This window comes from Rhodococcus sp. RD6.2 (genome assembly GCF_001040705.1).
GTDB lineage: Bacteria > Actinomycetota > Actinomycetes > Mycobacteriales > Mycobacteriaceae > Rhodococcus_G.
This window is the reverse complement of sequence record NZ_CVQP01000006.1, coordinates 450,641-468,249: the sequence shown is the minus strand read 5'-3', so window position 1 is coordinate 468,249 and position 17,609 is coordinate 450,641. Positions and strand designations below refer to the sequence as shown.

Here is a 17,609-nt window from a genome sequence, read left to right as displayed (position 1 = left end):
CCCTTCATCGGAGCGATGAAGGGGCATGGCTCGACGACGAACAACAGGGACACCGGAACGAACCGGGACACGCCGAAACGCCGAGGGCGCCGCACTCCGTGTGGAGTGCGGCGCCCTCGGCGTGGACGTGTGCGCCGGTGTCAGTGCTTCTCGGGACCGACATGGTACTCGAAGACCAGACCAGCGGCCGACGCGATGACCAGGATGGCACCGACGACGATCATCCAGGGCTGGAAGAACGCGAGGGCGACAGCCGTGAATGCGGCTCCGAAGGCGACCAGGATGGGCCAGAAGCTACCCGGGCTGAAGAAGCCCAGATCGCCTGCACCGTCGGAGATCTCGGCCTCCTCGTAGTCTTCGGGGCGGGTGTCGAGGCGGCGAGCGACGAATCGGAAGTAGGTTCCGATGATCAGGCTCAGCCCGGCGGTCAGCACCAGCGCGGTGGTGCCCGCCCACTCGACACCGGTTCGTGAGACGGCGGTGAAGATGCCGTACACGATCGCGATGAAGATGAAAAACACCGTCAAGATCTCGAAGAGCTTCGCTTCGATCTTCATATCAGCTCGTCCTTCAGCAGGTAGCTAGGTCGTTGGATGCCAGTGGCGCGGCATGCCCTGCATGCCCGGCGCGCCTACTGGTATTCGCCCTCGAGAACCTCGGTGGCCTGGCGGTAGGTGCGCTCGGTGTTGAACGGTGTCGTCGACGTCGCAACCGGCGACTCACCGATCGCGTCGAGTGCCTCTGCGGTCGTCATGCCCTTGCCACCCTCGTCGGTGGGCTTGCGCAGCTCGATGTACTGCGCGAACTTCTCCGGGCTCACGGCGCGGACCTCGAAGTTCATCATCGCGTGGTAGGTGCCGCACATCTCGGCGCAGCGGCCGACGAACGCGCCTTCCTTCTGGATCTCACTGATCTGGAAGACGTTGTCGGAGTGGTTCTCCTTCGGGTTCGGCATGACGTCCCGCTTGAAGAGGAACTCCGGAACCCAGAACGCGTGGATGACGTCGGACGCGGCGAGCACGAACTCGATCCGCTTGCCGGTCGGCAGGACCAGGATCGGGATCTCGGTGCTGCTGCCGACGGTCTCGATGGTGTCGTAGCGCAGGTAGGACAGATCGTGCTCACCCTTGCCGGCTAGCGGCGGGGGGACGGCCTTGCCGTGGATGATCTGCTCTTCGGCCGGAGCCTCGGCCGCAGCCTGGGCTTCCTTGTCGACGCCGTCGTACTTCGCCGTGCCGTCACCGAGATCGATCGAGCGGTAACCGAACTTCCAGTTCCACTGGAATGCGGTCACGTCGACGACGACGTTCGGGTCGTCCTTCTTCTCGTGGACGTAGTTCTGCACGACCACGGTGAAGTAGAACAGCACGGCGATGATGACGAACGGCACGGCTGTGTAGAACAGCTCGAGCGGCACGTTGTAGGCCGTCTGCCTCGGGAATTCCGGCGAGTCCTTCTTCTTCCGATGGAAGATGACCGTCCAGAACGTCAGGCCCCACACGATCACGCCCATGAACAGGGCGGCGATGACCGACCAGGTCCACAGTTCGCGCATCCGCTCGGCCTGGGGGGTGATGCCCGACGGCCATCCGAAGCGAAGCACCGAATTGTCGATCGAACATCCCGACAGCAGCATGGCGGCCAGTCCCAATGAGACCACTAGCCCCGCTCGCCGAAGGATCCGACTCTGCGCCACGTTCACGCCTTCCTGATCGCCGCAAAATTGATAGGGGCAGCCCAGCGGACCACCCGAATACTACGCAGCGTAGACCAAAGCCGTCGCCTATCCACTCCCGGGTCACACCCGGCGGTTCGGCGGGTCTGCGGCATACTCGGCAGAATCAATCGGCAACTTCCTCCCCGCCTGTTCACGCCGGTGCGGAGGTGCCCCCGAAGCGAATTGAGGTATTGGACGCTGTGTGTGGACTGCTCGGGTTACTGACCTCGGACGGAACCTCCGACGACACCGTCGCCCGGGTCGATTCCGCGATGCACTGTCTGCGGCATCGCGGCCCCGACGAGCACGGCACGTGGCACGACGACGACCTCGTTTTCGGCTTCAACCGCCTCTCGATCATCGACATCGAGCATTCGCACCAGCCGCTCCGCTGGGGTCCCGCGGACAACCCGACCCGGTATGCGCTGACATTCAACGGCGAGATCTACAACTACCTGGAGTTGCGTGAGGAACTCGCTCGCGACCACGGCGCCGAGTTCGCCACCGAGGGTGACAGCGAGTCGATCGTCGCGGCGTTCCACCACTGGGGTTCGGATGCGGTGAGCCGACTGCGCGGCATGTTCGCCTTCGCGATCTGGGACACCGAGAAGCGGGAACTGTTCATCGCCCGAGACCCGTTCGGCATCAAGCCGCTGTTCCTGGCGTCCGGATCCGCGGGGACGGCGTTCGGCAGCGAGAAGAAGAGCCTCCTCGAACTGGCCGACGTCATCGGCATCGACACCGATCTCGATCCGCGGGCGATCGAGCACTACACGGTCCTGCAGTACGTCCCGGAGCCGGAATCGCTGCACGCCGACATCCGGCGTCTCGAGTCGGGGTCCTACGCGTGGGTGCGTCCCGGCGAGGAGCCGCGGATCACGCGGTACTTCACCCCGAAGTTCCCGGTGCGGCCGTTCTCGCCCGGCTCGGAGCAGGTTCGCTACCGCGAGATCGCAGAGGCCCTCGAGGACTCCGTCGCCAAGCACATGCGCGCGGACGTCACGGTCGGCTCGTTCCTGTCCGGCGGCATCGACTCGACGGCGATCGCGGCGCTGGCGATGCGGCACAACCCGAAGCTGATCACCTTCACCACCGGATTCGAACGTGAGGGCTACTCGGAGGTCGACGTGGCCGCCGAGTCGGCCGCCGCGATCGGCGCCCGCCACATCGTGAAGGTCGTCTCCCCCGCCGAGTTCGCCGCTGCGATTCCCGAAATCATCTGGTACCTGGACGATCCGGTGGCGGACCCCGCGCTCGTGCCGCTGTGGTTCGTCGCGAAGGAAGCCCGTAAGCACGTCAAGGTGGTGCTGTCGGGCGAGGGCGCCGACGAGCTGTTCGGCGGGTACACCATCTATCGGGAACCGTTGTCGCTCAAGCCGTTCGAGTACCTGCCCGCGCCTCTGCGCCGCGCCGCCGGGAAGCTGTCGGAGCGGATCCCCGAAGGCACCCGGGGCAAGAGCCTCCTCAACCGCGGGTCGATGACCCTCGAGGAGCGCTACTACGGCAACGCCCGCAGCTTCAACGACGCGCAGCTGCGAGCCGTGCTGCGGGACTTCCGCCCGGAGTGGACGCACCGGGACGTCACCGCGCCGATCTACGCGCAGTCGGCGGGCTGGGATCCGGTCGCGCGGATGCAGCATCTGGACCTGTTCACGTGGCTGCGCGGCGACATCCTCGTCAAGGCCGACAAGATGACGATGGCGAACTCGCTCGAGTTGCGCGTGCCGTTCCTCGACACCGAGGTCTTCGAGGTCGCCTCACGGGTGCCGCTGGAGCAGAAGATCACCAAGAGCACCACCAAGTACGCCCTGCGGCAGGCACTCGAGGGGATCGTCCCGGCGCACGTGCTGCACCGCGCCAAGCTGGGCTTCCCTGTTCCGCTGCGGCACTGGCTGGCAGGCACCGAACTGTTCGACTGGGCGCACCAGCAGATCGCGGACTCGCAGACGGACCACATCTTCGACAAGGCCGCAGTCGCCTCGATGCTGAACGAGCACCGCGCGGGCACGTCGGATCACAGCCGTCGCCTGTGGACGGTGCTGTGCTTCATGGTGTGGCACGGAATCTTCGTCGAGAAGCGGATCGTGCCGCAGATCCAGGAGCCGGTGTACCCGGTCCACGTGTAGGGCGCGTCGCGCCCGTGAGTCCTTTCGGCCCGTCACGGGACCGGAAGGACTCACGGGCGGCGCGACCGCCTGCTACTTCAGCAGGGTGGCGATCTCCTCGGCGGCTTCGGTGCCGTACGCCTCCGCGAGACGCTTGACGGCGTCGTCGCGGTCGAGGGTCCACTCCTGAGTGCCGACGGTCTCGAGGACCAGCACCGCGACCAGGGAGCCGAGCTGCGCGGACCGCTCGAGGCCGAGTCCGGCGCTGCGGCCCGTCAGGAAGCCGGCGCGGAAGGCGTCGCCGACACCGGTCGGATCGACCTTCGCCCGCTCCGGGACGACGCCGACGTGGACGAAGTTGCCCTCGCGGTCGACGATCTCGACGCCCTTCGCGCCGAGGGTGGTGACGCGCAGACCGATCTGATCGGCGACCTCCTTCTCGGTCAGGCCGGTCTTCTGGAGCAGCAACGCCCACTCGTACTCGTTGGTGAACAGGTACTCGGCGCCGCCGATGAGTTCGCGCGCCTCGGCACCGGAGAGCCGCGCCAGCTGCTGCGACGGGTCCGCAGCGAACGGGAGTCCGAGCTCGCGGCACTGCTGCGTGTGCCGTGCCATCGCGGCGGGGTCGTTCGCTCCGACCAGGACCAGGTCGACGCCCGCGGGCAGGTCGGTGAGGGAGATGTCCCGGGCCTCGCTCATCGCACCGGGGTAGAACGACGCGATCTGCGCCATGTCCTCGTCGGTCGTGCAGACGAAACGAGCGGTGTGCGCGAACTCGGACACGTGGACGGCGCTGCAGTCGACACCGTGCTTCTCGAGCCATCCCCGGTACTCGGCGAAGTCCGCTCCGACCGCTCCGACCAGCAGCGGCGATCCGCCGAGCACACCCATCGCGAACGCGATGTTGCCGCCCACGCCACCGCGCCGGACCACGAGGTCGTCGACGAGGAAGCTGAGCGAGATGTGCTGCAGCTGATCGGCGATCAACTGCTCGGCGAAGCGCCCGGGAAAACGCATCAGGTGATCGGTGGCGATGGAACCGGTGACCGCGATTGTCACGCGCTGACCTTTCAGTTCGACGGGTGCAAAGTGCACAATCTACCCGCCGTGCGCACCGTCCCTGGACACACGTCCGGCGCGACACCCCGAGGGGGTGCCGCGCCGGAGGGGAGGGTGCGGTGCGATCAGTTGAACGAATCGCCGCAGGCGCAGGAGCCGGTGGCGTTCGGGTTGTCGATCGTGAAGCCCTGCTTCTCGATGGAGTCGACGAAGTCGATGGTGGCGCCCTCGACGTACGGTGCGCTCATCCGGTCCACGGCCAGGTTCACGCCGCCGAAGTTGACGACGAGGTCACCGTCGAGGGAGCGGTCGTCGAAGAACAGCTGGTACCGGAGTCCCGCGCATCCACCCGGCTGAACGGCGATACGCAGGGCCAGGTCGTCGCGACCTTCCTGGTCGAGCAGAGCCTTCGCCTTCGAGGCGGCGGCGTCGCTCATCACGACCTTGTGTGCAGCCTCGTCCTGCACCGCACCTTCGGACTGAACGGCACTCTCGTTCTGCACTGACATGGACTCTCCCTGTTCGCTCGTACCAAAACCGTGAACATCTCAACCGTACTCTCCGCCGCACTATTCCCGCCGTCGGTGTGCTGTTTCGAGCGGCGATCACCACGTCCGTGCGACGCGCGCAGCCAGGTCGGCCAGTTGCGTCGCCGCGTCGTCCATCGCCAGCTGCACCGATCCGGCGTGCTCGGCGACGGAATGGACGCCTCGCAGGCCGAGTGCCGCCAGGTCGGAATCAGTGCTGTCGACAGCGACCTGACCTGCGAGAACGATCACGGGAACACCGTGGATGCGAGCGGCACGGGCCAATGCGACCGCGACTTTTCCGCCGAGGGACTGACGATCGAACCGGCCCTCGCCGGTCACGACGACGTCGGAGCCGCGGAGCAGGGCGTCCTGCCCGGTGACGTCGGCCACCACGTCGGCGCCCGATCGTCGCTGCGCCCCGAGTGCGAGGAGCGCGGCGCCGAGACCGCCGGCGGCGCCCGCACCGACGGCGCCGGACACGGAACCGCCCCCTTGGGCGTCGAGGATCGGCGCCCATGCGGCGTTGCGGCGTTCGAGTTCGTCGACGGCGGCTGGGTCGGCGCCCTTCTGCGGTCCGAACACCGCGGCCGCGCCCCGCGGTCCCAGGAGTGGATTCTCGACGTCCGTGGCCGCGACCAGGCGCGCACCCGCGAGCCGCTCACGCGCTGCGGTCAGCCCTGCGGCGTCGGGTGTGCCACCGAGCGCGGTGACGAGCCCACGGCCGCCGTCGGTGCAGCCACTGCCGCCGAGCCCGACGACGACGGTGCGCGCGCCCGCGTCGAGCGCAGCGGCCACCAGTTCGCCGACTCCGGTGCTGTGTGCGGCGAGGGCGGTGGCGGGATCGGGTCGGAGCAGGTGCAGGCCACATGCCTGCGCCGATTCCACGTAGGCGGTGTCGCCTGCCTGTACCCACCGGGCGACGACGCGTTCGCCGAGGGGGCCCGACACGGCGGCCTCACGAATCAGGCCGCCGTGGACCGCCAGGACGTCGACGAAGCCGGGCCCGCCGTCGGAGCGCGGCGCCGACACCAGGTCGTCGCCGGGACGGGCCCGCGTCCACCCGGCGGCGATCGCGGCGGCCGCCTCGACCGCGGTGAGGGTGTCGCCGAACGAATCGGGAGCGATCAGCACTCGCATCGGGCGAGTCTAGGACCGGATCGACGGGCGGGCCCGGCCACCGATCGAGCCGGACGGGTGAGCGGGGTCGAAAGGAGTACCCGCAGGCAAGTAGCCTGGTGACGTGAAACTGCTGCGCCGTGGAAACCCCGACAATCCCGACAACGGTGACGCCGGTGACGCCGGGGTCGACGAGTCGACCGCCACCGAGCCGAGTTCGAAGGCCCCGTCCGCTGTCACCGAAGGCAAGGGCAGGCCGACGCCGTCCCGCCGCGAGGCGGAAGGCAAGCGACGCGGCCCGGTCACCCCCGCGCCCATGACCTCCAAGGAGGCACGGGCCCGGCGCAAGGAGAGCCGCGGCGACAAGGAGCAGCGCAAGGCGGCCGCCGCCGAGCGGCGCGCGGACGCCGCGGATCGGCGCGCCCGGATGCTCGCGGGCGAGGACAAGTACCTCCTGCCTCGCGACAAGGGCGAAGTCCGGGCCTACGTGCGCGACCTCGTCGACTCGCGCCGTCACCTGGTCGGCATGTTCATGCCGCTGGCGGTGCTGCTGATCCTGGCGATGTTCCTGAATCCTGCGATGCAGGCGATCGTCACGCTGGTCATGTTCGTGATGATGCTGTTCATGGTCGTCGAGGGCGTGATCATGGGACGTCAGATCAACAACAAGGTCCGCGAGCGTTTCCCGGATTCGATCGACGGCGGATTCAAGCTCGGCTGGTATGCGTTCGTGCGCTCGTCGCAGATCCGCAAGATGCGTGCCCCGCAGCCCCGCGTCTCCCCCGGCGACGCCGTCTGACCTCGATACCGTCTGACCTCGATGCCGGCGGGCCGCGTCCCGCCGGCATCGACCGGTCAGTTGTGCGGTGCTCGTCCCCGGAGAACCGTCATGTCGGCGGCGATGCGTTCGACATCCCGGTCGATGACGGCGTCCGCTCCGCGGCGCGGGTCGACGAGGTGACGATTCCTGCGTGCTCGTTGTCGGCCCCGCGTGAACACCGCTGCGACGGCCCGACTCATGGTGTCGTTCATGGCAGTAATTCTTCGACCGAACAATTGCTGCCGAAAGTGGCAGCAATGACAAACACCGTCAAGATAGCGCCATAGACTGGATTCATGCTGTCGCGCGTGTCGGTCCTCCTTCTGGACCGGGTGGCGATGTTCGAGTTCGGCACCATCTGCGAGGTGTTCGGCCTCGACCGCTCGACTGCCGGTGTGCCCGCCTTCGACTTCCGCGTCTGCGGCATCGAGGCCGGGGTTCCCCTGCGCACCAACATCTCCGGCACCACCCTCACCCCCGATCACGGCCTCGACGGGCTCGCGGGCGCCGACCTCGTCGTGCTCTCCGCGACGACGATCCGGGACAACTATCCGCCCGACGCCGTCGACGCGATCCGATCTGCCACCGACTCCGGCGCCATCGTCCTGTCGGTGTGCTCCGGCGCCTTCCTCGCCGGGGCGGCGGGGTTGCTCGACGGGCGCCGGTGCACCACACACTGGATGCACACCGAGGAACTCGCCCGCGCGTTCCCTGCGACGACCGTCGACCCGGACGTCCTGTTCGTCGACGAGGGTGCGCTGGTCACCAGCGCGGGCACCGCCGCGGGCATCGACGCCTGCCTGCACGTCGTTCGCCGCGAACTCGGGTCCGACGTCGCGAACACCATCGCCCGGCGCATGGTGACCCCACCGCAGCGCGACGGCGGTCAACGGCAGTTCATCGAACGTCCGGCCCCGGACTGTGCCGCGGGTGGTGTCGCCGACCTGCTCGACTGGCTCGGCGACCATCTCGCCGCACCGCACACGGTCGAATCGTTGGCGTCCCGGGCCGCGATGTCCCCTCGAACCTTCGCCCGCAGGTTCGCCGCCGAGACCGGTACCACTCCCGGAAGATGGCTCACTGCGCAGCGGGTACTTCTCGCGCAGGAGCTGCTGGAACGGTCCGATCTTCCCGTCGAGGACGTCGCCCACCGCTGCGGATTCGGATCCGCCGCCCTGCTGCGTCACCACTTCCAGCGGCAGCGTGGACTCGCGCCTGCCGAGTACCGCCGACGCTTCGGAGACGCCGCCGAGGCCGTTGGTACCGTCTAGCGCGTGTCCACCGCCGCGCATCGCACCCTTGTTCTCGGCGGGGCCCGCTCCGGTAAGTCCGGCCACGCCGAGTCACTGATGCCTGCAGGTGCTGTCCGGTACATCGCCACATCCGCGCTCGATCCCGACGACACCGACTGGGCCGACCGGATCGAGGAGCACCGCCGACGCCGACCTGCGCACTGGACGACCCTGGAGAGCGCATCGGGACCCGGCCTCGCCGAACTCCTGCGTGCGGGCGGTCCGCCGACGCTGGTCGACGATCTCGGGACCTGGCTCACCACCGAACTCGACGCCGCCAACGCGTGGGATGCGCCGCGCGGCACGATCGGCACCCGCTGCGACGACCTGGTCGACGCGGTCTCCGGCCACGCCGGAATGCTGGTGTTGGTCAGCCCGGAGGTGGGGCTGGGTGTCATTCCCGAGACCCGGTCGGGCAGGCTGTTCAGGGACGAGATCGGCGCCCTGAACGGCAGGCTGGCACAGGTGTGCGACGAGGTACTGCTCTCCGTCGCGGGCCTGACGGTCCGATTGAAGTGATCATGCCTCGGCATCCAACGAAAGGCCCACTGTGACAACCGATTCGAACTCGACCTCCGAGTCCGTGACGTTCGACCCGGTCATCGCACCGTCGGCCATGGTCCGCGCCGCCGCCAATGCCCGCCAGGCTCAGCTGACGAAGCCCGCGGGGTCGCTCGGTCGCCTCGAGGCCCTGTCCGCGTGGGTCGCCGCATGCCAGGGCGAGTGCCCTCCCACGGTTTTCACGCGCCCGCGGGTGGTGGTGTTCGCGGGTGACCACGGCATCGCCCGGCACGGTGTGTCCGCGTACCCCGCCGAGGTGACGGCTCAGATGGTCGCCAACATCACCTCCGGAGGGGCCGCGGTGAACGCCCTCGCCGCGACCACCGGCGCCGGTGTCCGCGTCGTCGACATCTCGGTCGACGCCGACACCGATCCCACCGTCTCCCAGTTCAAGATTCGCCGCTCGAGTGGCGCCATCGACCGCGAGGACGCCCTGACCCAGGACGAGGTTGTCCGGGCGATCGACGCGGGCCGCGCCATCGCGGACGCCGAGGTCGACGAGGGCGCCGACCTGCTGATCGCGGGCGAGATGGGCATCGGCAACACGACCCCGGCGACCGTGCTGATCGCGGCGCTCACCGACACCGAGCCCGTGGCTGCCGTGGGCCGAGGAACCGGCGTCGACGATGCGGGCTGGTCGCGGAAGACGGCGGCGATCCGCGACACGCTCCGACGGGTGCGTCCCCACGTCGCCGATCCGGTGGCGCTGCTCCGGATCGGCGGCGGCGCGGACCTCGCCGCGATGGCGGGATTCCTCGCGCAGGCAGCGGTGCGGCGCACGCCGGTGATCGTGGACGGGGTCGTTGTCACGGCGGCCGCGTTGGTCGCCGAGGACCTCGCTCCCGGCGCCCGCGAATGGTGGGTCGCCGGCCACCGGTCCCCCGAACCGGCGCATACCGTGGCGCTGCGACAGCTGCAGCTCGATCCGATCATCGACCTCGGCATGCGCCTGGGCGAGGGGTCGGGAGCGCTCGTCGCCTATCCGATCCTGCAGGGCGCGGTCGCGACCCTCGCGAACATGGCGACCTTCGACGACGCGGGCGTGAGCACCCGGGACGCCGCCCCCGAGCCCGAGCCCGAGCCCGAGTCAGCGGAGTAGTCCGGTGCTCGGCGGGTTGCGGCTGGCGCTGTCCTGGCTGACGGTCCTGCCCGTCCCGCATCGCGACGACGGCCCGGCCATCGACCGGACATCGGGCCGACGCGCGATCACCTCGACGCCACTGGTCGGACTGCTGCTCGGAACGGCCGCCGCCGGGGTGCTGTGGATCGCCCTCCGTGCGTCGCTCGACCCCGCCCTCGCCGGGCTGATCGCCGTTGCCGCGTTGGCGCTGGCGACCCGGGGAATGCACGTCGACGGGCTCGCCGACACCGTCGACGGCCTCGGCTGCTACGGCCCGCCCGACCGCGCACTCGAGGTGATGCGCAGCGGCGGCGTCGGCCCCTTCGGCGCAGCCGCACTCCTGATCTGCCTTGGTGGACAGACACTCTCGTTCGGCGCACTCGCCACAGGCGGACAGTGGGCCGCGATCGTCACCGCGGTGGCGGCGGGCCGTGTCGCGGCCGTCCTCACCTGCCGGACCGCCCTGCCCGCGGCCGCCCCCACCGGGTTCGGCGCCCTCGTCGCGGGGACGCAGCGGGCAGGAGTGTGCGCGGCGTGGTCGACGGTCCTCGTCGCCGGTGCGGTGTTCGCCGTCCCGGACCGCTGGTGGCAGGGACCCGCGGTCGCAGCCGCCGCATTGGCGCTCACACTCGGACTGACCCGGCACTGTGCCCGCCGGTTCGGTGGCATCACCGGCGACGTCCTCGGCGCGGCGATCGAGGTGTCCGTCGCCGTGACCGCGGTCGGGTTCCTCGTCGGAGGCTGACCGGCGCGTCAGCAGGCACCGGCCCGGCCTAGCACGTCGTCCGACGCACATCGGGCGACACCCGCCGGCTCGCGAGCCGGGCCCGGCGCCTGCTCGACCTCGACCTCGACCTCGACCGTGTCAGGCCAGGGTGGTCATCCAGCCGTGGGTGTCGGCGAAGGTGCCCCGCTGGATGCCGGTGAGGGTGTCACGCAGCGCCATCGTGACCTCACCCGGTTCGCCGCCGCTGACCGTGAACTCGCCCTCGGCGGACTTGACCGTGCCGACCGGAGTGATGACCGCGGCGGTGCCACAGGCGAACACCTCGGTGATCTCGCCCGACGCCGCCTTCTCCCGCCACTCGGTGGTGCTGATCCGGCGCTCCTCGACGGCGTACCCGGCGTCGGCGGCGAGGGTGAGCAGGGAATTGCGGGTGATACCGGGCAGCAGTGAACCCGACAGTTCGGGGGTGACCAGGCGCGCCTCGGAGCCGGAGCCGAAGACGAAGAACAGGTTCATCCCGCCCATCTCCTCGACGTAGGTGCGCTCGATCGCGTCGAGCCAGACGACCTGGTCGCACCCCTTCTCCGCGGCCTGCGCCTGCGCGACGAGCGACGCCGCGTAGTTGCCCGCGAACTTGGCCGCACCGGTGCCGCCCGGCGCGGCGCGCACGTACTCGGTGGACAGCCAGACGCTCACCGGCTTGACGCCCTTCGAGAAGTACGCGCCCGCCGGCGACGCGATGAGCAGGTATTTGTAGCTGTTCGACGGACGCACCCCGAGCCCGACCTCCGTCGAGATCATGAACGGCCGCATGTACAGGGCGTCCTCGCCGCCCGCGGCAGGCACCCAGTCGCCGTCCACGGCGAGCAGCTCCGTGATCGACCGGTGGAACAGGTCCTCCGGAAGGTCCGGCATCGCCATCCGCCGAGCGGACGTGTTCAGGCGCTCCGCGTTCGCGGACACCCGGAACGACGCGATCGACCCGTCCTGCTGGCGGTACGCCTTCAGTCCCTCGAAGATCGCCTGCCCGTAGTGCAGGACCATCGTCGCCGGATCCATCTGCAGCGGTGCGTACGGCTGCACCGTGGCGTCGTGCCAGCCCCGACCCTCGGTGTAGTCGATCGTCACCATGTGGTCGGTGAAGTAGGTCCCGAACCCGGGGGCGGCCAGTACTCGCGCGCGCTCCTGCTCGGAAGCAGGTGAGGGATGCGGAACGCGCGTGAATTCGAGGACACCAGTCATGCGCCGAATCCTATCCAACCCTCCGTGCACGACATTGCGCGAGTGCGGATCTTCGTTCCGTCACAGCACCCGGAGGCGTCTGTTTCAGCGCGTGTGCACCGGAACGAACGGAGGCGCGACCACCTCGCACCGCAGCGCACGGCCACGCACGTCGACGGTCAGTTCGTCACCCGCTACCAGACCCGCGGACGAGTCGAGCAAAGCCAGCGCGATCCCCACCTTCAACGTCGGCGAGAACGTCCCCGACGTCGTCTCTCCGACCACGGCGCCGTCGCGCAGCACCGACTGCCCCTGCCGCAGCACGCCGCGGTCGAGTGCGCGTAGGCCCCACATCGTTCGCGCCGGGCCTGCCGCCTTCTGCGCGAGCAGCGCGTCGCGACCCCAGAACTGCGGCTTCTTCCAGCCGATCGCCCAACTGCACCGCGCCTCGAGCGGCGAGATCTCGGTCGACAGCTCGTGACCGTGCAGCGGGTACCCCGCCTCCGTCCGCAGCGTGTCGCGTGCGCCGAGGCCCGCGACCTGGCCTCCGGCCTGCTCGACGGCCGCGACCAGCGCCCGGAACACCGTCGCGGTGTCGTCCCAGCGGGGCAGCAGTTCGTAACCACGTTCGCCGGTGTAGCCGGTCCGGCACACCCGCACCGGTGCGCCCTCGAACTCCGCGTCCGCGAAGGCCATGTAGTCCATGTCGGTGGGCAACCCGAGCGCAGCGAGGACCTCGGCCGACCGCGGACCTTGGACGGCGAGCACGCCATGGTCGCGGTGCAGGTCCGTCACAGTCACGCCCTCCGGCGCCTGCGCCGCCAGTTCCGCCACCACCGCGGCGGTGTTCGCCGCGTTCGGCACCAGGAACACCTCGTCGTCGGAGACGAAGTACGCGATCAGGTCGTCGATCACGCCGCCCGTCTCGTTGGCGCACAACGTGTACTGGGCGAGGCCGGGGCCGATCCGGTCGAGATCGTTTGTCAGACAGGCGTTCACGAAGGCCGCGGCACCCGGACCAACCACCGATGCCTTACCGAGGTGGCTCACGTCGAACACACCGACCGCGTCGCGAACAGCGGTGTGCTCCGCCACGACTCCCGCATACGACACGGGCATCTCCCATCCACCGAACGGCGCGAACGTGGCGCCGAGTTCGACATGGAGGGCGTGGAGGGGACCGTGCTGGAGTTCCGCATTGCTCATGCCACCACGCTAACGGACCGCGCAGCCTGCAACGCCGCCGAATCCGCCGACCACCCGGTCGAGGGGCCGGGGCAGCGGCGCCGGACTCGCCGTGACACCGCGAACTACAGTTGCGGACAACGCAATCACTTACACCCCAGGAGTTGACCGTGAGCCCTGCCACGTCCGACGCACCGATCGGCCCGGAACTCGTCCTCGCCGGCTCGATCACCGCCCGGGTCGACGTGCTCGTCGTCGGCCTCACCACCGGCCCCGACGGGCCGGAGGTCTCGGTCGGCGAGGCCCTCGACGACGCGACCGCGGAATCCGTCCTCGCCGGTCTGGTCGCCGTCGGCGCGACCGGCAAGGCGGAGGAGGTCACGCGCGTCCCCGCACCGGCGGGTCTGTCCGTCTCGAGCATCGTCGCCGTCGGGCTCGGCGCCCCGGACGCGGTCGACACCGAGCAGGTCCGCGCGTCGGCGGGTGCCGCCGCGCGCGCTCTGAGCGGCACCGCCGTCGCCGCGACGACGCTGTCGTCGATCGACCTGGCCGGCGCGGCCGAGGGTTTCTACCTCGGCGCGTACACATTCACCGAGTTCAAGGCGAAATCGGCACCCAAGGAGGACGCCCTGCCGCTCGGCCGCGTCGAGCTGCTCGTGGACTCGCCCCGCACCGCCGCCACCAAGAAGGTTCTCGCGCGCAGCACGGCGATCGCCGAAGCCGTCGCAACCGCACGTGAATTCGTGAACACGCCGCCGAGCCACCTCTACCCGGAGGAGTTCGCTGTCCGCGCGAAGGCGCTCGGCACCGCGGCAGGCCTCAAGGTCGAGGTTCTCGACCAGAAGGCACTCGAGAAGGGCGGCTACGGCGGCATCGTCGGCGTCGGCAAGGGCTCGTCGCGAGGCCCCCGCCTGGTCCGGCTCACCCACACCGGCGGACGCGGCGCGAAGAAGGTCGCCCTGGTCGGCAAGGGCATCACCTTCGACACCGGCGGCATCTCCATCAAGCCTGCCGCCGGCATGGAGAACATGACGTCCGACATGGGCGGCGCCGCCGCGGTCATCGCGACCGTCGTGCTCGCCGCGAAGCTGGGCCTGAAGGTCACGGTCGACGCCTACGCACCGATGGCGGAGAACATGCCGTCGGCGACCGCGCAACGCCCCGGCGACGTCCTGACCCAGTACGGCGGCACCACGGTCGAGGTCGTCAACACCGACGCCGAGGGACGACTCGTCCTCGCCGACGCGATCGTCAAGGCCTGCGAACAGAACCCCGACTACCTGATCGACACCGCGACCCTGACCGGTGCGCAGATGGTCGCGCTCGGCACCCGGACATCCGGCGTGATGGGCACCGACGACTTCCGGGACCGCGTCGCCAGCATCGCGCAGGAGGTCGGCGAGAACGCGTGGGCGATGCCGCTGCCCAAGGAACTGCGCGCCGACCTGAACTCGAAGGTCGCGGACCTGATGAACGTGACCAACCATCGGTGGGGCGGCATGCTCGCGGCGGCCGTGTACCTCAAGGAGTTCGTCGCGGACGGCGTGCAGTGGGCGCACATCGACATCGCGGGCCCGTCGTACAACACCGGCGGCCCGTTCGGATACACCCCGAAGGGTGGCACCGGCGTCCCGGTCCGCACCATGATCACCGTTCTGGAGGACATCGCCGCCAACGGCTAGGCGTGCCGCACGCCTGTGCGTGATTCTCGCTCCCCCGGGGTGTGAGGATCACGCACGGGCGGTGTCGCCGCTCACGCCTCCCGGGCGCGTTTGCGGAGGATCCGCTGCCGCGAGTCGTAGTCGCGCATCCGCTGCGGATACCCGGTCTTGCGCACGTCGTACACGGGGATGCGCAGGTCGTGGCCGAGTTTGCGGGCACCGCGCTCACCGCCGACCGCGCGACGCGTCCACGCGCCGTCGTTCGCGACGAGGACGACGGTCGTGGGCGTGACGGTGGTCTTCGGTTCGACGAAGGCCTCGACTCCGATGTGGGAACGCGCCCAGTTCGCGAGGTAGGCGGCGTCCTCGTCGCGGACCCGCTCACCTTTCCGGTGGGAAGAGCCGAACAGTTTCGTACGCAGCCCCATCGCGCTCACCTCGTTCCGATCCCACACACCTGTGCAATTGCAGTGTGCCAGCGAATGCTGTGAGGTTGGTGAGACGTTGTGATGCGGCCCTCATCGGACGGCGGATCCGCGTAGGTGTAAGGATGAGTACGCACCGCGGCGCGGCTGTTCGGACGGCGTGTTCATCCATCGCAGCCCAACCCGAGGCAGCGCCCGTACTGCAAAATGAATTTCGACCACAAGTCGACAAACTCACAAACCCGAACACAACTGTCGAGGAGTCAAAAGAAATGGCCTTCTCCGTCCAGATGCCGGCTCTCGGTGAGAGCGTCACCGAGGGAACCGTCACGAGGTGGCTCAAGCAGGAGGGAGACACGGTTGAACTCGACGAGCCCCTGCTCGAAGTCTCCACAGACAAGGTCGACACCGAGATCCCCTCGCCTGCTGCCGGCATCCTGACCAAGATCGTCGCGCAGGAGGACGACACCGTCGAGATCGGTGGTGAGCTCGGAGTCATCGGTGGCGCCGACGACGCCCCCGCAGCACCCGCGGCCCCTGCGGCTCCCGCAGTCGAGGCTCCCGCCGCGCCCGCCGCGGAGGCTCCCGCGGCCCCGGCTGCACCCGCGCCCGCCGCACCTGCCGCGCCCGCGGCCCCGGCATCCGGCACCCCGGTCACCATGCCCGAGCTCGGCGAGTCCGTCACCGAGGGCACCGTCACCCGCTGGCTCAAGGCCGTCGGTGACGAGGTCGCCGTCGACGAGCCACTCCTCGAGGTCTCCACCGACAAGGTCGACACCGAGATCCCCTCCCCGGTCGCGGGAACCCTGCTCGAGATCAATGCGCAGGAAGACGACACCATCGCGGTCGGCGCGCAGCTCGCCGTCGTCGGCTCCGGCACCCCGGCCGCCGCACCGGCAGCGCCTGCCGCTCCCCCGGCACCGCCTGCTCCCCCGGTACCGCCTGCTCCCCCGGCACCCGCAGCAGCTGCGCCTGCCCCGGCGCCGGCCCCGGCACCCGCGCCTGCCGCACCGGCTCCCGCACCTGCGCCTGCAGCCGCTGCCCCGGCGCCCGCTGCCGCTCCGAGCAGCGACTCGACGCCGTACGTGACCCCGCTCGTGCGCAAGCTCGCCACCGAGAACGGTGTCGACCTCGCCTCCGTCACCGGCACCGGTGTCGGTGGCCGCATCCGCAAGCAGGACGTCCTGGCCGCCGCCGAGGCGAAGAAGGCTCCGGCCGCTGCGCCCGCCGCGGCAGCTCCGGCCGCATCGGCCCCGGCCGCCGCGGCAGCGGGTGTGCGTCCGGAACTCGCACACCTTCGTGGCACCACGCAGAAGGTCAACCGGATCCGCCAGATCACGGCGGTCAAGACCCGGGAGTCGCTGCAGACCACCGCGCAGCTGACCCAGACCTTCGAGGTCGACGTCACCACGATCGCGGCGCTCCGCAAGCAGGCCAAGGCCGGCTTCTCGGATCGTGAGGGCGTCAACCTGACGTTCCTGCCGTTCTTCGCGAAGGCCGTCGTCGAGGCACTCGGCGCGCACCCGAACGTCAACGCCAGCTACAACGAGGACGCCAAGGAGATCACCTACCACGCGGCCGTCCACCTCGGCATCGCCGTGGACACCGAGCAGGGTCTGCTCTCCCCGGTCATCCACAACGCCGGAGACCTGTCGCTCGCCGGTCTGGCTCGCGCGATCGCGGACATCGCCAAGCGCGCCCGCACCGGCGGCCTCAAGCCGGACGAGTTGGCCGGTGGCACCTTCACCATCACCAACATCGGCAGCCAGGGTGCACTGTTCGACACCCCGATCCTGGTTCCGCCGCAGGCGGCGATGCTGGGCACCGGCGCCATCGTCAAGCGTCCGATGGTGGTCACCGACGACAACGGCAACGAGTCCATCGGCGTCCGGTCGATGTGCTACCTGCCGCTGACCTACGACCACCGCCTGATCGACGGCGCCGACGCCGGTCGGTTCCTGACGACGATCAAGCAGCGTCTCGAGGAAGCCGCGTTCGACGCGGATCTCGGCCTGTAGGAATTTCTCGCTCCACCGAATCGGGGTGTCGCCGTACCGTCGGCGACACCCC

17 protein-coding genes are annotated in these 17,609 nt (G+C 69.5%); 8 read left to right on the top strand and 9 right to left on the bottom strand.

What is annotated here, in order from left to right; all coding sequences use genetic code 11:
• Window positions 1-140: 140 nt before the first annotated feature.
• Window positions 141-557: a cytochrome c oxidase subunit 4 gene (locus tag RHCRD62_RS12400; protein WP_050064987.1), complete on the bottom strand. Its 417-nt coding sequence runs from the start codon at window positions 555-557 to the stop codon at window positions 141-143.
• Window positions 558-631: 74 nt separating this feature from the next.
• Complete coding sequence (locus RHCRD62_RS12395) at window positions 632-1,702, bottom strand: aa3-type cytochrome oxidase subunit II (RefSeq protein WP_084734224.1); 1,071 nt, start codon at window positions 1,700-1,702, stop codon at window positions 632-634.
• A gap of 215 nt (window positions 1,703-1,917) precedes the next feature.
• Here RHCRD62_RS12395 and asnB point away from each other — a divergent pair, with 215 nt between their 5' ends.
• A complete protein-coding gene (asnB, locus tag RHCRD62_RS12390) occupies window positions 1,918-3,843 on the top strand; it encodes an asparagine synthase (glutamine-hydrolyzing) (RefSeq protein ID WP_050064986.1) in 1,926 nt (641 codons plus the stop codon).
• 72 nt (window positions 3,844-3,915) lie between these two features.
• On the opposite strand, the gene RHCRD62_RS12385 is transcribed toward asnB, so the two are convergent.
• The 3 genes from RHCRD62_RS12385 to RHCRD62_RS12375 form a co-directional block, all read right to left on the bottom strand.
• Window positions 3,916-4,881: a carbohydrate kinase family protein gene (locus tag RHCRD62_RS12385; RefSeq protein WP_050064985.1), complete on the bottom strand. Its 966-nt coding sequence runs from the start codon at window positions 4,879-4,881 to the stop codon at window positions 3,916-3,918.
• Window positions 4,882-5,006: 125 nt separating this feature from the next.
• Window positions 5,007-5,318, bottom strand: a complete 312-nt coding sequence (locus RHCRD62_RS12380; RefSeq protein ID WP_137873497.1) for a HesB/IscA family protein — start codon at window positions 5,316-5,318, stop codon at window positions 5,007-5,009.
• 168 nt (window positions 5,319-5,486) lie between these two features.
• Entirely contained in the window at window positions 5,487-6,548 is a 1,062-nt protein-coding gene (locus RHCRD62_RS12375) for a glycerate kinase family protein (RefSeq protein WP_050064983.1), read from the bottom strand.
• Window positions 6,549-6,651: 103 nt separating this feature from the next.
• Here RHCRD62_RS12375 and RHCRD62_RS12370 point away from each other — a divergent pair, with 103 nt between their 5' ends.
• Entirely contained in the window at window positions 6,652-7,326 is a 675-nt protein-coding gene (locus RHCRD62_RS12370) for a DUF3043 domain-containing protein (protein ID WP_050064982.1), read from the top strand.
• 56 nt (window positions 7,327-7,382) lie between these two features.
• Here RHCRD62_RS12370 and RHCRD62_RS25830 read toward each other — a convergent pair whose 3' ends face one another.
• Entirely contained in the window at window positions 7,383-7,559 is a 177-nt protein-coding gene (locus RHCRD62_RS25830; protein ID WP_157050892.1) for a hypothetical protein, read from the bottom strand.
• 84 nt (window positions 7,560-7,643) lie between these two features.
• On the opposite strand from RHCRD62_RS25830, the gene RHCRD62_RS12365 reads away from it, so the two are divergent.
• The 4 genes from RHCRD62_RS12365 to RHCRD62_RS12350 all read left to right on the top strand — a co-directional run bounded on the left by RHCRD62_RS12365 (window position 7,644) and on the right by RHCRD62_RS12350 (window position 11,065).
• On the top strand, window positions 7,644-8,618 hold the full coding sequence (locus RHCRD62_RS12365) for a helix-turn-helix domain-containing protein (RefSeq protein ID WP_050064981.1): 975 nt from the start codon (window positions 7,644-7,646) through the stop codon (window positions 8,616-8,618).
• Between the two features lie 3 nt (window positions 8,619-8,621).
• Window positions 8,622-9,158, top strand: coding sequence for a bifunctional adenosylcobinamide kinase/adenosylcobinamide-phosphate guanylyltransferase (locus tag RHCRD62_RS12360; RefSeq protein ID WP_050064980.1), 537 nt, complete (start codon window positions 8,622-8,624; stop codon window positions 9,156-9,158).
• 97 nt (window positions 9,159-9,255) lie between these two features.
• Window positions 9,256-10,299: a nicotinate-nucleotide--dimethylbenzimidazole phosphoribosyltransferase gene (cobT, locus tag RHCRD62_RS12355; RefSeq protein ID WP_253277312.1), complete on the top strand. Its 1,044-nt coding sequence runs from the start codon at window positions 9,256-9,258 to the stop codon at window positions 10,297-10,299.
• A 4-nt stretch (window positions 10,300-10,303) separates the two neighbouring features.
• The gene (locus tag RHCRD62_RS12350) at window positions 10,304-11,065 is read left to right on the top strand and encodes an adenosylcobinamide-GDP ribazoletransferase (protein ID WP_050064978.1); all 762 of its coding nucleotides are present in this window, start codon (window positions 10,304-10,306) and stop codon (window positions 11,063-11,065) included.
• Between the two features lie 120 nt (window positions 11,066-11,185).
• On the opposite strand, the gene RHCRD62_RS12345 is transcribed toward RHCRD62_RS12350, so the two are convergent.
• Window positions 11,186-12,289: a branched-chain amino acid aminotransferase gene (locus tag RHCRD62_RS12345; protein WP_050064977.1), complete on the bottom strand. Its 1,104-nt coding sequence runs from the start codon at window positions 12,287-12,289 to the stop codon at window positions 11,186-11,188.
• Window positions 12,290-12,373: 84 nt separating this feature from the next.
• Window positions 12,374-13,474: a glycine cleavage system aminomethyltransferase GcvT gene (gene gcvT, locus RHCRD62_RS12340; protein ID WP_050064976.1), complete on the bottom strand. Its 1,101-nt coding sequence runs from the start codon at window positions 13,472-13,474 to the stop codon at window positions 12,374-12,376.
• Between the two features lie 149 nt (window positions 13,475-13,623).
• Between gcvT and RHCRD62_RS12335 the strand changes: the two genes are divergently transcribed.
• On the top strand, window positions 13,624-15,135 hold the full coding sequence (locus RHCRD62_RS12335; RefSeq protein WP_050064975.1) for a leucyl aminopeptidase: 1,512 nt from the start codon (window positions 13,624-13,626) through the stop codon (window positions 15,133-15,135).
• 71 nt (window positions 15,136-15,206) lie between these two features.
• Here RHCRD62_RS12335 and RHCRD62_RS12330 read toward each other — a convergent pair whose 3' ends face one another.
• Entirely contained in the window at window positions 15,207-15,542 is a 336-nt protein-coding gene (locus RHCRD62_RS12330) for a hypothetical protein (RefSeq protein ID WP_050064974.1), read from the bottom strand.
• Between the two features lie 269 nt (window positions 15,543-15,811).
• On the opposite strand from RHCRD62_RS12330, the gene sucB reads away from it, so the two are divergent.
• A complete protein-coding gene (gene sucB / locus RHCRD62_RS12325) occupies window positions 15,812-17,557 on the top strand; it encodes a 2-oxoglutarate dehydrogenase, E2 component, dihydrolipoamide succinyltransferase (protein ID WP_050064973.1) in 1,746 nt (581 codons plus the stop codon).
• The last annotated feature ends 52 nt before the right edge of the window (window positions 17,558-17,609 follow it).

Excerpts from the sequence above, each read along its gene's own strand:
- RHCRD62_RS12400 (WP_050064987.1), bottom strand. The coding sequence starts at position 557 with ATGAAGATCGAAGCGAAGCTCTTCGAGATCTTGACGGTGTTTTTCATC.
- RHCRD62_RS12380 (WP_137873497.1), bottom strand. The coding sequence starts at position 5,318 with ATGAGCGACGCCGCCGCCTCGAAGGCGAAGGCTCTGCTCGACCAGGAA.
- RHCRD62_RS12375 (WP_050064983.1), bottom strand. The coding sequence starts at position 6,548 with ATGCGAGTGCTGATCGCTCCCGATTCGTTCGGCGACACCCTCACCGCG.
- RHCRD62_RS25830 (WP_157050892.1), bottom strand. The coding sequence starts at position 7,559 with ATGAACGACACCATGAGTCGGGCCGTCGCAGCGGTGTTCACGCGGGGC.
- RHCRD62_RS12365 (WP_050064981.1), top strand. The coding sequence starts at position 7,644 with ATGCTGTCGCGCGTGTCGGTCCTCCTTCTGGACCGGGTGGCGATGTTC.
- cobT (WP_253277312.1), top strand. The coding sequence starts at position 9,256 with ATGGTCCGCGCCGCCGCCAATGCCCGCCAGGCTCAGCTGACGAAGCCC.
- RHCRD62_RS12345 (WP_050064977.1), bottom strand. The coding sequence starts at position 12,289 with ATGACTGGTGTCCTCGAATTCACGCGCGTTCCGCATCCCTCACCTGCT.
- gcvT (WP_050064976.1), bottom strand. The coding sequence starts at position 13,474 with ATGAGCAATGCGGAACTCCAGCACGGTCCCCTCCACGCCCTCCATGTC.
- RHCRD62_RS12330 (WP_050064974.1), bottom strand. The coding sequence starts at position 15,542 with ATGGGGCTGCGTACGAAACTGTTCGGCTCTTCCCACCGGAAAGGTGAG.
- sucB (WP_050064973.1), top strand. The coding sequence starts at position 15,812 with ATGGCCTTCTCCGTCCAGATGCCGGCTCTCGGTGAGAGCGTCACCGAG.